The organism is Paraburkholderia humisilvae (assembly GCF_902859855.1).
GTDB classification, from domain to species: Bacteria; Pseudomonadota; Gammaproteobacteria; order Burkholderiales; family Burkholderiaceae; genus Paraburkholderia; species Paraburkholderia humisilvae.
The window spans coordinates 33278-48676 of sequence record NZ_CADIKH010000048.1 but is presented as its reverse complement, the minus strand read 5'-3'; the positions used below and the strand labels follow the sequence as shown (position 1 = coordinate 48676).

11 protein-coding genes and 2 pseudogenes are annotated in these 15399 nt (G+C 58.8%); 9 read left to right on the top strand and 4 right to left on the bottom strand.

The features are described 5' to 3' along the window. Window positions 1–290 precede the first annotated feature (290 nt). The 8 genes and pseudogenes from HV796_RS31945 (at window position 291) to HV796_RS31910 (ending at window position 11351) form a co-directional block, all read left to right on the top strand. Window positions 291–1301, top strand: coding sequence for a DNA-binding protein (locus HV796_RS31945; protein WP_175231881.1), 1011 nt, complete (start codon window positions 291–293; stop codon window positions 1299–1301). Further along, window positions 1298–1501, top strand: coding sequence for a hypothetical protein (locus tag HV796_RS31940; protein WP_175231812.1), 204 nt, complete (start codon window positions 1298–1300; stop codon window positions 1499–1501). The genes HV796_RS31945 and HV796_RS31940 overlap by 4 nt, the downstream gene beginning before the upstream one ends. Before the next feature lie 223 nt (window positions 1502–1724). Beyond that, a pseudogene (locus HV796_RS31935) lies at window positions 1725–2649 on the top strand (PDDEXK nuclease domain-containing protein). A gap of 477 nt (window positions 2650–3126) precedes the next feature. Further along, entirely contained in the window at window positions 3127–5784 is a 2658-nt protein-coding gene (locus tag HV796_RS31930) for an AAA family ATPase (RefSeq protein WP_175231878.1), read from the top strand. 135 nt (window positions 5785–5919) lie between these two features. Beyond that, the gene (locus HV796_RS31925; RefSeq protein ID WP_175231876.1) at window positions 5920–7920 is read left to right on the top strand and encodes an ATP-binding protein; all 2001 of its coding nucleotides are present in this window, start codon (window positions 5920–5922) and stop codon (window positions 7918–7920) included. A gap of 61 nt (window positions 7921–7981) precedes the next feature. Further along, window positions 7982–8851: a DUF4365 domain-containing protein gene (locus HV796_RS31920; protein ID WP_175231874.1), complete on the top strand. Its 870-nt coding sequence runs from the start codon at window positions 7982–7984 to the stop codon at window positions 8849–8851. A gap of 346 nt (window positions 8852–9197) precedes the next feature. Next, window positions 9198–10715 (top strand): LA2681 family HEPN domain-containing protein, encoded by a 1518-nt coding sequence (locus tag HV796_RS31915; RefSeq protein WP_175231872.1) that lies wholly within the window; start codon window positions 9198–9200, stop codon window positions 10713–10715. A 393-nt stretch (window positions 10716–11108) separates the two neighbouring features. Continuing rightward, window positions 11109–11351, top strand: a complete 243-nt coding sequence (locus tag HV796_RS31910) for a hypothetical protein (RefSeq protein ID WP_175231870.1) — start codon at window positions 11109–11111, stop codon at window positions 11349–11351. 218 nt (window positions 11352–11569) lie between these two features. On the opposite strand, the gene HV796_RS31905 is transcribed toward HV796_RS31910, so the two are convergent. The 3 genes and pseudogenes from HV796_RS31905 to HV796_RS31895 form a co-directional block, all read right to left on the bottom strand. Further along, entirely contained in the window at window positions 11570–11890 is a 321-nt protein-coding gene (locus HV796_RS31905) for a CcdB family protein (protein WP_175231868.1), read from the bottom strand. After that, on the bottom strand, window positions 11890–12132 hold the full coding sequence (locus tag HV796_RS31900; protein ID WP_246356145.1) for a type II toxin-antitoxin system CcdA family antitoxin: 243 nt from the start codon (window positions 12130–12132) through the stop codon (window positions 11890–11892). The genes HV796_RS31905 and HV796_RS31900 overlap by 1 nt, the downstream gene beginning before the upstream one ends. Window positions 12133–12433: 301 nt before the next feature. Further along, window positions 12434–13052, bottom strand: a pseudogene (locus tag HV796_RS31895) (transposase); the annotation flags it as partial. A 259-nt stretch (window positions 13053–13311) separates the two neighbouring features. On the opposite strand from HV796_RS31895, the gene HV796_RS31890 reads away from it, so the two are divergent. Next, the gene (locus HV796_RS31890) at window positions 13312–14346 is read left to right on the top strand and encodes a hypothetical protein (RefSeq protein ID WP_175231810.1); all 1035 of its coding nucleotides are present in this window, start codon (window positions 13312–13314) and stop codon (window positions 14344–14346) included. A 356-nt stretch (window positions 14347–14702) separates the two neighbouring features. On the opposite strand, the gene HV796_RS31885 is transcribed toward HV796_RS31890, so the two are convergent. Next, window positions 14703–15212 (bottom strand): hypothetical protein, encoded by a 510-nt coding sequence (locus HV796_RS31885; RefSeq protein WP_175231866.1) that lies wholly within the window; start codon window positions 15210–15212, stop codon window positions 14703–14705. Between the last annotated feature and the right edge of the window lie 187 nt (window positions 15213–15399).

Sequence of the window (15399 nt, the reverse complement as noted above, 5' to 3'; positions counted from 1 at the left end):
CACGGCCGCGAGATCGTCATCGGCGCTGATCTGGCGGCGGCCGGTGGCGCGGTTCACGCCGGTGCGACCGTCGAGCTCATCGGGCAGGTCGAGTACGTCGAGCGGGCGCGGGGCGATCAGTGCAGTTTTCATGGAATCTGGACGGGCCTCAGGGTGTCACGCGGCGATTCTTGCACCTCTGCTCCAAGTTTTCAACATTATAGGATTAATGTCAAAATTCAGACCCGATGAAGTAGAAAATTGCCGGTTTACGTTGTAATATTCATCAGGATCACTGCTCCCGACGACCCATGCCCGACCTGATCCCCGACGAAGCCGGCCTGCGCGTCGAAATCGAGCGCCTGAAGGCCGAATTTCCGGGAACGCGCGAGCTCTACCGGGAGGTCTGTGCGTTGCTGTTCTTCCGCCACGGCGTCACGCCGACGGCCAACCGTCTCTACCAGCTGGTCCGGCGGGGTAGCATGAGCACGCCGGTGGCGGTCCTGGCCGGGTTCTGGGCCGGGCTGCGCGAGAAAAGCCGCGTGCGCATCGAGCACGCCGGGCTGCCCGAGGAACTGCGTGATGCCGCTGGCGAGCTGGTGGCCACCCTCTGGCAGCGCGCCGGCGCCACGGCGCAGGATGCGCTCACGTCCCTGCGCGATGAGGTGGAAGCCGCCAGGCTCGCCGCAGAGGCTTCGGTCACCACCCTGCAGGCGGATCTGGCGCGTACGGAGTCGGCGCTCGGGCAGCGTACGGCTGCCCTGCTCGCCGCACAGGTTCGCATTCAGGAACTCGAGCAGGCGCAGGCGGCCGCCGCCGCGACACGTGATGCGTTTGAGGGCGAGCTGACGCGTACGCAACAGGTACTGCGCGAGCGGGACGTGGCCCTGGCGCAGGCCCGCACTGATTTCGCTGCCGGGCTCGACCGGCAGCGCGCCAGCACGGAACTGGCCGGGACGCGCCTGCGGGCGGCGGAGAAGCGTGCCCTGCTGGAGATCGAGCGGGAACGCAGCGCGAATGCACGCCTGCAGCGCGCCATGGAAAGCGCGCAGCAACGCGCGGTGCGCGAGGCCGAACGGGCGCAGGGCGAGATCCAGTTGCTGCAGACCCAGGTGGGCGATCTGCGTCATCAGGCGGGGATGCTGGAGGGCCGGCTCGAAGCGATGCGGGCGAGCCATGCGGCCCAGGCACGGGAACCCGAAGTGGTGCGGCAGAAGGCGTCCGGTGTGGGGAGTGCGGCACAGCGTGCCCCGCGGCGCGCGGCCCGGCAGTCCTCCGGACCGACGAAAGCGGCTGTTCGCAAGCGCGGCGCGAAGACATGAGCCGCACAGGACGCGGGCGACGGAAGGCGGTCTGCCCGGAAATCGGCGTGCTGATGCGCTACGGGGAGCGGGTGGTGCGGGTGGTGGCCGAAGCGCGCGGTCAGCGCGTGATCATCGAGTCACTCGACGATGATGGCCGCGCTTTCCGGAGCACGGTGAAATGGAAGAATCTGGCGGCGCTTGCGGCGCAGCTGTTCTGACGCACATGGGCTCGGCATGGCTGCGCCGGTACAAGTTTCACCTCCGGAATGGACCAACTTTCATTTCGGCGGACGGTCTGCGAGCGGAACGTCATCATCTTGGTCATCGTCGTGCATGGCATTCCCCGCTGTTCAATTGACCCGGCGGACCCGCCCAGGTAAGCACAAAGTGCCCCACCCCGATTTTAACGTACCAAACGCAATCAGCGACACCAGCTCGCGATTGGCGCTCGCGACCGCGCGTTGTCGGGCGCGCTCAATGCGCTGCATCGGCCGTGACGTGCTTGATCGGCAGCAACGGCAGGGGTGGGGCGCAGGCGTCATCGATCGACTCGCGCGTGACCTCAAGGCCGCCTTTCCGGACATGCGCGGCTTCTCACCGCGTAATCTCAAGTACATGCGTGCGCTTGCGCAGGCTTGGCCGGAGCCGGAATTTGTGCAACAGCCTATTGCCATGGTCGCACGTTGTGACGCTGCTCGACCGGCTCGACGACCGGAGTCACCGCGAGTGGTACGCGCACCGTTCGCTCGAACACGGCTGGTCGCGCAGCATCCCGGTCATGCAGATCGAAACACATGCCCATGCGCGTAGCGGCAGCGCGCTGACGAATTTCCGCGAGCGGCTGCCTCCTGCGCAGTCCGACCTCGCGCGGGACATCCTGAAAGATCCGTACATTTTCGATTTCCTGGGTCTGACTGAGGATGCGCAGGAGCGCGACATCGAGCAGGCACTAACGCGTCACATTACCCGCTTTCTGTTGGAGCTTGGCGCCGGGTTCGCCTTTGTCGGTCGACAGTACCGGCTGGAGGTCGCGGGCGATGAGTTCTTCATCGACCTGCTGTTCTATCACCTGAAGCTGCGCTGCTACGTCGTCGTGGAACTCAAGACGACGCCGTTCAAACCGGACTGGCCGGGCAGCTCAATTTCTACCTGTCAGCGGTCGACGCGCAGGTCAAGGCACCGGAGGACCATCCGACCATCGGCCTGCTGATGTGCAAGGAGAAAAACCGGCTTGTCGCCCGTCGCCAGGCCAATGGGCGTGGCCGAATACCAGTTGCTGCGCCAGATACCCGCATCCCTCGAGACCACGTTGCCGTCGATCGACGAGATCGAGCCCGAGCTGCGGGGCGATCTCGGTAGCGGCTAGCGAACGTCTGCGGAAGACGAAGTCCCCGCCAGGTTGACAGTTTGACTGTCGCCAACGGAATGAGAGCTTTGACTCGCGTCATTTCAGCGCTGCCGTCTCCATACTTTGCCGCCAGGAAGTGGAGGCCCGGATAGTTGGGGCTATCCGGGCCTTCGTTTGTGGACATTGATTGACCGGGCAACGGATTTTCGGAACGTTTAAAGGGGCGTTGAGGTTCCACGCGGTATCTCTTGTTCCGTGGCGACGCTGGGTCGCAGCGCCGGGCCGCCGTCATTTCGAGGGTCGTGTATAGCTTGTCGCTCGAGCAGTTGGACGTGGTCGAACGGAGACACCTGACTGAGATCGCGACGACCAATTGGCGCGCTGCGCGCTGCCGTTCGACGAATTGGCTTAGGCGTGAGGAAGCGGCGGCCGCTTATGTCTTCAAGATCCTCCGACGCTATACTCCGAGGACTAAAACAAAACGGGGGCAACCACATGCTGGTCGAGCGCATTGTGGAATGGACGGATACGCAGCAGCCTTGGCTTTCCGACGCAGCGCGTCGGTTGTTCGCCAATGGTCGAATCGAGCCACAGGAGATCGATGTCATTCTTGGGTTCTTGAAGGCTGCCGCCGGAATCGACGATCTGAGCGACCGGGTTCCGGAGCCACTGGCGCGCGCAATGATCCCGGCGGAAATGCCAGAGAGCAACCCGATCGCGCTGGTTGCACTGTGTAACCTGCGTGGCATCAATGCCATCGCGTCTGACCAGTCGCTACCATTCGCCGAGAGCGGTTTGACCGTTGTGTACGGAAATAACGGCGCCGGAAAATCGGGATATTCGCGTGTCTTGCGCAAGGCCTGCAGGGCGCGGGCAACGGGCGGCGCCATTCTCGGGGACGTCTTCGCAGTAGGCGCAGGCCGCCCATCGTCCGCCGAAATCGTAATCAGGCGAGGTAAGGGAGCCGAAACAGAGACGCTCGTGTGGCGGCAGGGGGAACCGCCTCCCGCCGAACTGGCAAGCGTCGCCGTGTTCGACAGCCTTTGTGCGCGGGCATTTACCGACACAGAAGGCGAAGTCGCGTATACGCCGCGCGGGCTCGACGTGCTTACCGGGCTGGCAGCCCTGTGTGTAGAACTGCGCGAGCGGTTGGACACAGAAATGAATGCGATCAAGGCGTCATCTACCTCATTTTCTGACCTACTCGGCGACCACGTGGTGGGGCATCTTCTCGCGCAATTCGACAAGAGGTTCCATCTGCCGCAATTCCGGCGCGACATGAACGATCTTGCGACTGTGTCGGAGGAGGAGGCCCAAGAGAGCGACGAACTGGCCGCACGAATGGCTGAAGCGAACCCGTCGGCTCGCGCAGCCGAACTGCGGCGATTCAAAGGGCGCGTTGATGGCCTCGCATCGCGATGGGAAAAGGTGGAAGCGGCTCTTTCGGATGAGAAAGCGAACGCGGCGATTGCTCTGGGCAAGGCGTCAATCGCAGCCGATGCCGCCGCGAAGCTGGCTGCCGACGTGTTCGTCGCCGAGGGCGATCTGCTGCCAGGCACAGGATCGGATCCGTGGCGCGTGTTGCTTGACGCGGCGCGGAGGTTTTCCGGGATCGCGGCATATCCGGGCCACGATTTTCCACACGTCGACAGCGCCCGATGCGTCCTGTGCCAGCAAGAGCTCGATGCCTCCGCCGCGGATCGCATGCAGCGGTTCGAATGGTTTGTCCAGCAGGAGGCACAAAAGGTCGCGGATGCCGCAAGAGAAAACGCAGGCGCTGCGTTCGCGACCGTGGGTCAGGTCGATCCGGAAGGCCTCATAAACGATCGCGCTCTAGCCGACGAAATCGGGCAGGCGAAACTAGGGCTCGCAGAGGTGCTCGCAAATGCCGGCGCGGCGCTCATGACCCGCAAAAACCAACTGGTCGACTCGTGGGCAGCGAAGAACTTCGATGCGATATCGCCTGCGCCGGCGCCGCTGGCCGAGACACTGCGTGGCTTCTCGCGTGAAATTGAGGAGACTGCTTCAGTATTCGACAAGCTGGCGGGGGCGGTAGCGCGCAAGCAGAGTGAGCAGCGGCTCAAGGATCTGCAGTCCCGACAACGGCTCGCGGGTCGCTTGCAGCAGGTCAATGCGACCGCTGACGACCTGACGCTGAAGGGCAAACTGGCAGTTGCCCACCGGGCCGCAGACTCTGGGCTCGTGTCCCGGAAAATGCAGATACTTCATGCCGCAGCGGTATCCGTGGAGGCTCAGGCTGCATTCGCGCGTGAGTGCGAAGCACTGGGAGTCGGACACGTGCCGATCCGGAACTTTACGCGTATGGAACGAGGGAGAGCGCGGCAGCAGGTGAAGCTCGACACTGCCGGCGCCGAAAAGGTCGGCGATGTGCTCAGCGAAGGGGAGCAGCGGGCATTGGCGATTGCGACGTTCATGGCTGAAGTGTCTCTCGTGCCAGGCCATGGAGCGGTGATCTTCGATGACCCGATGTCGTCACTTGATCACGCGCGTCGTGAGCGCGTCGCCCGCAGGTTGGCGCAAGAGGCGTCCGTGCGCCAGGTGATCGTCTTCACCCATGACCTTGCTTTCGCCAACCATCTCGCCGACGCTGCGGCGAGAGAGCATATAGAAGCTCACGCGATGAGCGTTCGTCGAGCTGGCCGGCGAACGGGCCTCGTCTTTGCAGAATTGCCGTTTGCGGGGGCGAAAGTCAGCGAGCGCTTGGAGCGAATCCGGGCAATGGCAACGGAAGCTGACGCTGCGGCGGAAAGCGGGGAACCGGAGCGGAGCGAGTCAATTGTTCGGACAGGGTATGGCCGCTTGAGAGAGACGTGGGAGCGGGGTGTCGAAGAGAGCGTTTTAAACGAGACCGTTGTGAGATTTCGGCCGGGAGTCTCCACGCAACGGCTTCGTGCAGTCGTTATCAGCGACGAGCACTACATGGAGATTCATGAGGCCATGGCCCGCTGCTCGCAGTTCGCAGCACACGACGCGTCGTTGGACGCTCCCGCCGAGTCGCCGACTGCCGATGAATTGAGGGCTGACGTGGAGAGGGCACGCGTATTCTTCGCCGGACGGAAGAAACTCAATGACGAAACGGATCGCAGGCGCCGGGAAATGATGGAGCGCTCGCCGGGACTCAAGCAAGCGTAGCCTGACGATCAGGCTACGAGATCGGGCAAGCTGGGACGTGAGCTCAGATGCCGTCGTAAGCAACGTGGGGACCGCCGTTTGTTCGCGATCGGCCATCGCCGATCGGTTTCGCTTAAATCGAGCCAGACATAGACGATGAGTAATATCAACATTCAACGCGCAATCGACAATATCCGTGCAACAACGACAGTTTTCACGCCGATCGTCGAGGTTGTTGTCAATGCAATTGAGGCTATCGAAGAAACGCAACGGAGCGATGGACTAATCCGACTCAAGGTGCGCCGTTCGGCTCAGCAGGAAATGGAACTGGATGAGGGCGACTCAAGGATCGTCGATGTGCTGATCGAGGATAACGGGATCGGCTTTACCGACGAGAATCGCGCATCATTTGACACGCTTTATAGCGATCGAAAGATACAGAAGGGTGGGAAGGGCTTTGGCCGGTTCACCTGTCTCAGATATTTCGACGATGTTCGAATCGACAGCACATACGTCGGGGCTGGATTGAGCCGTCGCCAGTTTGAAATGGGCAAGAAGAACGACCTTATCATCAATGAACGTTTTTCGGACCCTGTGCAGCCTGCCACCGGGACGACTGTTACCCTGGCATCCGAGCGAACGGGCAAGCTGCCTCGAAAGCTGGCAAGCCTTGCACGCGGACTGGTTGAATTGCTTCTCCCGTACTTCTCAACGAATGGATACGTGTGCGCGAAGATAGAGTTGTCTGAGATGGACGGCGCTGGCCTGATTGTACTGAACGACTACATCGATAGCCCGGGAGCGATTGTCCACGAGGTCCCCCTTCCCGTCTCGGCTTTCTCCCTGCCGGGGGCTGCGGGGGAGCAAACATTTCTGGTGAGGGTATTCAAGTTCTTATCGCCTCAAAACAAGGTCAGCAAGTTGAGCCTGGTCGCACACAAACGTGAAGTGACCGAAGCGTCTCTGGCTAGCTACATCCCGGAATTCGCCGACGAGTTCGTCGAAGATCCGGGTGGGGACCAAAGCAGGCGTCGAAACTACATTCTAAAGGCGTACGTCTTTGGCCCCTACCTCGATGACAACGTGCTGCTAGAGCGTGGGTCCTTTTCGTTTCAGAAGGACAATGACCTAATTTTCGGCATCTCGCAGTCTCAAATCGAGGTACAGGCCGCTGAACTGACGAAGGCGGCCGTGCTCGAACAGGTCGTTACAAGGCAGGAACGTAAACGCGAACGGCTCCAGCATTACGTCGAAAAGCAGGCGCCCTGGTACAAGCCGCTAATGAAAAGCGTCGACGCTTCGATCTTGTCCTCAGCCGCGACCGAGACGGAGATGGACGCCTTACTGCACAGGGAACAGTTCAAGAGAGAGGTGCGTATAAGGGAAGATGTCGCGGCAGTGCTTTCTTCGGATGATCCGAACCAGATAAGACAACGCGCCCGGGATCTTGTCGACAAGGTGTCGGAAACGAGCAAGAACGAACTGGTCCATTACGTGGCGCTTCGACGACAGGTCCTGGAACTTTTCAAGCGGAGTCTTGAATTGGCTCCGGGAGGTTCACACTTGTCCGAAGGAGCAGTCCACGACGTGATTTTCCCCACGAAGACGGACAGCGAGGAAATCGGCTATGAATCACACAACTTGTGGATCCTCGACGAGCGACTAACTTTCACGACTTATTTGGCCTCTGACATTCCTTTAAATGGGGGGAATACGGAGCGACCAGACATCATAGCTTTTGATCATCCGGTGGCTTTCAGGGCGGAAAACGCGGCGAGCAATCCGGTAACAATTTTTGAATTCAAGCGGCCTGGGCGAGACGATTTCGCTAACCCATCGTCGAAGGAAGACCCGGTCGATCAGGTTGTTCGATATGTGAATGCTATAAGGGCTGGTAGATATCGTACTCCAAAGGGACGAGACATAAACGTCGGCGAGACCACGCCCTTTTACGGCTACGTTATATGCGATCTGACCGCAAAGGTGAAACGATGGCTCCACGATGAAAAGGACTTTAAGCCCTTGCCGGACGGACTCGGTTATTTTTCGTGGCGAGGAAACATCAATCTATACATTGAGGTTCTTAGCTGGGAAAAGATACTTGCCGACGCTGAAATCAGGAACCGGGCGTTCTTTCATAAGCTTGGCATTCAATAGTCCCTCTTCTTTTTCGACTAGCAAAGAGATGGCGAGATTCAATTCGACAGAGCGAATCGGTGTGAACGCCGTAGAACGCATCGTAATGCGCGAAATGGGATGGATTTTCCGTGAGCAACTCGTCGTCGACATGGGCATCGACGCCCAGATCGAGCTTGTTCTGAATGGGAATCCGACAGGTCGCCTGATGGCGGTCCAAATAAAGGCAGGTCCGAGTCACGTCAAGGAGAAGGGCGACGCATTCGAATTTCGGGGCAGCCGTACCCACCTTGATTATTGGTCGAACCATTCGCTTCCCGTCATTCTCGTGTTGCACCTGCCACAAACGGACGCGACATACTGGGTTCACGTCGAACCGAGTGAGGTCCGTGTTGCGGGCAACACGTGGACCATCCAGATACCGAAGCGGAATCGCCTGGGCCCGGAAAGCATCGGCGCGTTGACCTCGCTTTTCGATGGCACCTCTGCACAACAGCGCCTGCGCCGGCTTGCGATGGATGAGCCATTGATGCGCCACATTGTGAGTGGTGGAAAAGTGTGCGTTGAGCTTGAGGACTGGATCAACAAGAGTTTGGGAAGATCGCCAATTCAGGTGTATGTCTATGACAAGCACGGCGACGAAGCGCTGAAACGGCAGTGGCACGTCTTATATACCGGCTTTACTCCACGGACGCTCGCGAGCGCATTGTTTCCATGGGCCAAAGCCTACGTGGATGAGGAGTTTTACGAAGAGAACGAGGATGAAGATCCGGACTCACTTCCGTGGATGAGGGCTGATGACGAATTCAGCTCGCCGCAACGCGATCCAGAAGACGTTTATCCCTACACGAACAGCAGCGGAGAGGTGGATTACTATCGACTGCGTCTATTTTTGAACGCGCTAGGTGAAGCGTACCTGACAGTTCATGACTTCATGGTAGAAAAGCGGTGATTGGTCGACAGGTCAGATCAACGACTGATATCGTTCTGCGGGTTCCTCTGGATTGCATCCTGTTTTTATCTCACGGGTTATCTGAGAGGCCGGGCTGCGATGGCGACGTGTCATGGTCTTTTTCAGCGTCGGGGCGCGGAACGAAGACCGTCGGGATGTTCTGGTGTGTCGTGGATTGCGTGAATCAACTTAAAGGGAAGCCGCCACCACACACGACGATTTGCCGCCCGGTGATAGCACCTGCGCCGTCGCTCAAAAGGCAGGTCGAGCGCAGTCTGACGACGGGTTTTGCGATCAAACCGACGAATGACAGAAGGTGACTGTTGCGACAAGTGAAGGAAACAAGATGGGGCTCACGCAAAAACAGTTTTCCGATCTGGCTGATGAGTTAAAACAACTTTTCGATGTCGACCCGGCCGCCGCAGTGGCGCGCGCAAGAGCGGTTATCGACGTGTCAGGTCGTGATGGCAATTCAATGTTGCTTGCAGCAGGGATATTGGTCGATGCCGGAAAGACTGCCGGCGACCTGGGAGCCGTGGAAAAGGGACTTGAGTGCTTTCAGCTGCTGTTCGCAGGCTTCCCTGATCAGCGTGTCCTCGGCTACAACGTTGCAAATGCACTTATGGCGCGAGCGAACCTGCTGTGGGCCAATTCCTTGGATTGGTATGTCCAGACCATGGAGGATCGAGCGACCGCGCGGAGGCTCTATGCTCGTGTAGCGACGTCGGGAGCCGTTGACGCGAACCTGAGGGCGCAAGCGCATACAAATCTGGCAAACACCCTCCGAGATGCCTACCGATTTAGCGAGGCTTACGACCACTACAGCCAGGCGCTTGAACTTGATCCATACAACGGCGTAGCCAGGATCCATGCAGCCAGCCTGTTGCTACGCTTCGCAAAGCGAAATGGGCCGGGCGCTGAGACGATGGTAGCGGTGGCCGTACATCATCTCAAAGCGGCGAAAGAGAATCCGGCTCGCATCAAGGAACTGGTCAGTGAATGGGAGTTTAAGAAGCTGGCAGAGTCTTTCCATCATGAATTTCCAGCGCTCGATGTGCCGGACTTTTCTGACGCAACACCGTGTCAGCGGTTTATCGCTGAATATCGTCTATTTCTTGCCGATAGCATCGAGGGGCTCGACCTAACGCTAGAGAAATGGGACGCACTGGTGCTGGATGGCATTTCTGATGGAGCCGACGCGATCAAGGGCCCACCGCCACTATTCGCGATGTTTAATACGCTGAAGTCGGACTATCTCGCGGCACGCCATGTTGCATTTCAGGCACTTCATGATCATGTGGTGGACAGCGGTAGCTATTCAGACACCGAAGATCTTGCCCAGTATGGAATCGTTACTGCACTCATGACGCTAGCGCAGCGCGCGTGCCTCGACATTCTGGACAAGGTTGCTGTACTGGCCCACGAGTATCTCAAACTGGCGGGCGACTCCAACAAGGTCTACTTCGTGACGACATGGTTCGAGCGCACAAAGAACAAAGGGATCTTGAGGTGGAAAAGTCCAGTTGACCACGAAGTGAAGCGGGGTAACACGGCATTGATCGCTCTTTCCGAATTGGCGCGGGATATCCAGGACGGCGGCTATCTTGAACTTAAAAGAGCGATGCGCCACGCGTCAACGCACAGATTTGCGGTCTTACATGACAGCCTGCCGACCGCAATTCGAGAGAGTACGGTAATAGCGCACTACGCGCATGCGGAATTCGTTGACCATCTAATCGGTTCCTTGCAAACCTCGCGTGCGGCCATTCACTATGTCGCTGAAATGATAAGCAAACACGAGGCCATTCATGACGACGGGAGGCCCACGAAGCAACTGAGCGTTCGCGAGATGGGGCGGCGATGACGGGTACGGGTCGCCCAGGCCGTCCATTGGCGGTCATTTGCGCCAGCCCTTTGTGCGAGCCCCTCGGCGTATCGGGTGCCACTCGATGCCCGCGTGTGTTTTTGCGGTCCATCGCGGCGGCGAAGCGCGGATGAGACTGGAAAAAAAGAAAAAGCCCGCACGAACTTTTACATGCAGAAATATTAGGCATCCTATGTTTGTGCAACGTGTGAAATTGGTGTCAAAAATACGTCTCTAGTTTACTTAGCGTCAGTCTTCTCAACTGTTACTTGGAGTGAGCGAAAATCGAATCAATAGATTTAATCAATAGATTTAGTTAGCCAATCTAAATTCGTTGCAGAGACCGCGAATCAACTCCAGATCTGCGCTAGCTTATTTCTGTCGATTCTCGTCGTGGAACTCGACGTCCTCGATCACGTCGCCGATATCCATGAGCTGGCCCGCGCGTTCGTGCGCCTGTTGCTCGCGCATCTCATGTGCGCGCATTGTCTGCTCGCGAAGCTGTTTGCGCAGGTCGCGCGTTTTCCACCAGACAAAACCGCCGATCGCGATGCCTGCCCCAAGCACCACTGCCAACATCACGAGCGACACGGCGAACCCCACAACGAGCAGCGCAGCGCCTATCACCACGGCTAACATCTTCGCAAGTACGCTTGGTGGACCCGGACGTATAGTTTCGCCATCTTGCCTGAGTCTCTCCTGTTGCTCGTCAAATTGCATCAAATCTCCGATCTAGGGTTTCCTGAGGCGGTTTCAGGGTGGGGCGCAACAGCGAGCTGGCTATTAAAGCGAGTTGAGTTTGATTTGCAGATGCGACGCTCGACCCTTGCGGACAAAGCTGCCCGGTTATTGACTCAGTATGCGCCGAAGATCCGGTCGAGCGCCGCGAGAATGGCCTCACGTCGATCTGAAAGGGAACCGATGCACTTGCCAAGAGCGTTCAGGGGGACCGCGCTCATGGCAGGCGTATCAAGGAAACATTCTTCGCCGTGGACTTCGAACACGGGAAGTAGGTCAGATGGCTTACCGGAGAAGGCGAGATGTCGGACAGGTCGCAGAGGAATCACGATCCGCGTCGGCAAAATGCCGACATGGGTGCTTTGCACGTCGAGCAGGTAAGGTGCCAGTTTGCGCGTCTCAATGTCGGGGTTCGCGTAGAGATCAAACCTGGCCATTAAAACGTCCTGTATTTTGCGAGCGGAAGCCCGTCGCGATCGACCATCGCCGTGTAAGCGGCGACCAGTTCTGCGTTATCCTCCGCCCAACGGAGGCCCTCCGCCTCCTGGATTTCTTCACGCACGCCGCGCTCGCTCGCGCGCGAAAGATTGATGCCAAGCTGCTTGGCCCGCTCAAGCACCTCCGGCGGCAAGGTGACGTTGGTGGATTTACGCGGTCGAACTTCGAGTGCTTTGCCCATGTGCGGCTCCATGTTGCAGATAATGTGTATTATGCTGCACAAGCCTGACGGGTCGCAAGCGTGCCGGCTGCTGGCAGGTCACCGCTAGACCAATATTGGGCAATTCGGGGAGGTAGGTCGGATAGCTGACCCTCTTAATCACCCGCAGCGATTATTTGACATAATTAAAGTTAGCGAACGAGCGTGCTATTATATTCATCGATGGTTTGTGTAGGGGTGGCCTCAAGAAACGGATTTTTTCGTACGTTAAGACCGCACCTTGGTCGATTTCGCGGCGCGCGATGGCCGGAATCATTGCACGCGCCTTGTTGCGAACCACGCCTTCATCACGGATCTTCACGCGTAGCGCGTCGAAGAACACCACCGGATACATCGCATCGAGCGGGCGCTGCTGCCATTCGCGCACCTCGTCCATCACCGCGTCGGTCACCGTGCTGATGAAGTCCGGCGACACCTCGATGGCATACATCTCCAGCAGGAAGCCCTGGATCTCGCGCACACTCATGCCGCGCGCGTCCCAAGGGGACTAGCTTCGCGTCGTACATTGCAATGATCTTCTGGTCGAAGCCCGTGAAGCGCCGCTCGCCTTTGGCGATCAGCACCGGATCGAAGGTGCCTTCGCGGTCGCGCGGAATCGCCAGATCCAGTGCGTCGTCGTCGGTGGTGATCCGCTTGCGGCTGATGCCGTTACGGTGGTTGGTGCTGCCGGCAGGCTTCGCTTCGCCCTTACCGTAGCCCAGATGGTGTGTGAGCTCGCCACCCAGCGCGCGCTCGAAAATCGCCTTCTTGAGCGCGGCAAGCTGCTCGTTGATCGTCGCCCGGTCCAGCGTGCCGGGAACCAGCTGTCTGATCAGTTCCGGGTCCAGGTTCAGTCCCTTGCCCGGTTCTACCGTTACTTCTTCCTTTCGTTTGCGTGGCATAGCAGCGGCTCCTTGGCCGTCAGTTTATGCCTCACACACAGGAAATCGGATAGGCTCCGCGGCTCCCGAAGAACTGTACGTGCAAGTGTCCCTGCATACAGCTCGAGCCACACTGACGTCGGCCTTGCCAGCCAGCCCGCAACGGTTCAGCAACCGCTCGCCGCCTGATGAACCTGCTCACCGCGTACACCAGATTTGACAATTGCTCCTTGACAAGCCTTACTATTGATAAAACAGTTCTTCACTACCATTATTTATTATGTCGGACGCTATCACTCCGGTTAACTACTGCACCCATGCCATTGAGGACCTGAGAAAGACGATAAAGGAAACCCGCGCACGCGGACTCACCGTCACGGCCGCGCGGCTGGAAACCGTGATCCAGATGCTTGCGGCGGCGCCTAAATTTTTGCTGCCAAACTGCGCCGAGCTGATCGATACCGAGAACATCCGCGAAACGCACCTCGAGTTGCTGAGGCTGCCGTATCCGGTGACAGTGTTCGAGGCCTCGTGGCACAAGGAGAAAATCGTTCCGGCTGCGACCGTGGCCGGTGTGCTGGAAACTATGTCGACGCGCCGAATCGCGCTGTGCTGTGAGATGACCGAGGACCACACGCCGGTTCGGGGGCTCAAGGAAATCCCGGCGTTGCGCAGGCACTATCCGGAAGGCGGCATTTTCATCTATCCCGTCTACTACTCCGATGAACTGAAAACGTGGAATCCCGGCGCAGGCGGGACATTCGTACCGAGGGAATTCCGTATTCCCGAGGGACACAAGCCCACGCGGATGACGCAGATGATGCTGGACGTGAAGGAAAACGCAGGCCGACTTCATCGCAATTCATTTCAACATTTCGCAGAGCCTTTTGTGCTGCTCGATGAAATGTTCGAGATGGTGGCGGCGCAAAGCCATGGTGACATCGATGCGGCGCTTGCCCGTCTGACCTACGATGCCAACGACGAAGTGCACATGGCAATTCAGGCTTGCGCAGTGTTGAACTGCGCCAACGTGGGGACTGTCGACGTGCATCCGAAGCCTGCCATGAACGCGCGACGACTTGCCATGCGCCGGCCACCGTTTTTCACGTACAAGGTCCTGCAGCTCGCAACAGGAAAGGCGGCCGCCAGCGGAAAAGGATCGGGCCCGCACTCGGCGCCGCGCACGCATCTGCGCCGTGGTCATATCCGTCGGCTGGCGAACAAGGTGACCTGGGTGCGACCTGCGGTTGTCAATGCGGGTAGCGAACGCGGTGTCGTGGCGAAGGACTACCGCATTGCCGGAAATGAACCCTAGGCCATGTTCACATTGGGCCAGCTTGAGAGTTCGGAAAATATCGCACGCCTGGATTGTGGAAACCCTTCTGACAGGGAGTTTGCGACGGCAAGACTCTCCCCGCTGAGCACCTTGTGATCCCCCCACGCATAAGTCTTTGATTCAATTGGATCGGCGACAGGCTATCGTGCTCCAAATTCCGAATTCCCAAGCCAAACCATTAAGGATGGCTCTGCAAATGGATTGCTGGTTATTCGCGTTGGCCATTCTAGTTATCCCGTCGGCTTCTCGCGACCGGAACCATCATCGTTGCGCCACTCCCGCCTCTTTTACGAACCCGGAGCATTTTCTGTTACACGTAACTAAAACAGCGATTTTCAATTATTTTCCGTTACCCGATGCAGATAACGGTTAAACGCCGCATCGTCCTCTCCAAACGACTGTACGACGCTGTGATCCGCCCACCAGACCAGCCGCTCCAGCACGGCGCGTCTGGGCAGGCCATAGTGGGCTGCCAGCCGCTGGAGCGAAAAGAACTCGCGGCCGGTCATCGTCACCGCCAGCCGCCGGTCATCCGATTCCGCGTCGTCTGCCGGAAGCGGCCGGACCAGTACCGCCGATGCGGCGTCCCGCCGCCCGCCCACGTCGCGACGGGGACGGCGCGCGATCTCGCGGCGAGCCTGCGCCAGCTCCTCGCGCAGCTGCTCACATTCGAGCACGAGCCTGTCATGCTCCTTTACCGATACCGTGACGGCCTTGCCGGCCGCCTTGCGCCGCGCCCGAAAGGCCGCCTGGCGCTGCGCGTTGGTCATCGCGTCGGGCTTTCGCGGCCTGCCACGACCTCGCTTTTCGGTTACAGGTAACGGAATATTCTTGCTGCGTGCCATGCCGCCCTCTTCACGAAATCCGGGCGTTCATTTTGGATTACATGTAACAATAAATCAACGGTTCGGGTGACACCCGTGCGGACGCCGTCCGCACGACCCGGCAGTTGATCGCCCCTTGAAGTGAACCGCACCGGGAAACCCTTCTCCCTGGAGACCGATTGGCGAAGCGCAGATTCGCGACAGGTTG

Coding starts and splice junctions, on each gene's coding strand:
- HV796_RS31945 (WP_175231881.1), top strand. CDS start 291: ATGCCCGACCTGATCCCCGACGAAGCCGGCCTGCGCGTCGAAATCGAG.
- HV796_RS31940 (WP_175231812.1), top strand. CDS start 1,298: ATGAGCCGCACAGGACGCGGGCGACGGAAGGCGGTCTGCCCGGAAATC.
- HV796_RS31930 (WP_175231878.1), top strand. CDS start 3,127: ATGCTGGTCGAGCGCATTGTGGAATGGACGGATACGCAGCAGCCTTGG.
- HV796_RS31925 (WP_175231876.1), top strand. CDS start 5,920: ATGAGTAATATCAACATTCAACGCGCAATCGACAATATCCGTGCAACA.
- HV796_RS31915 (WP_175231872.1), top strand. CDS start 9,198: ATGGGGCTCACGCAAAAACAGTTTTCCGATCTGGCTGATGAGTTAAAA.
- HV796_RS31905 (WP_175231868.1), bottom strand. CDS start 11,890: ATGGCCAGGTTTGATCTCTACGCGAACCCCGACATTGAGACGCGCAAA.
- HV796_RS31900 (WP_246356145.1), bottom strand. CDS start 12,132: ATGGGCAAAGCACTCGAAGTTCGACCGCGTAAATCCACCAACGTCACC.
- HV796_RS31890 (WP_175231810.1), top strand. CDS start 13,312: ATGTCGGACGCTATCACTCCGGTTAACTACTGCACCCATGCCATTGAG.
- HV796_RS31885 (WP_175231866.1), bottom strand. CDS start 15,212: ATGGCACGCAGCAAGAATATTCCGTTACCTGTAACCGAAAAGCGAGGT.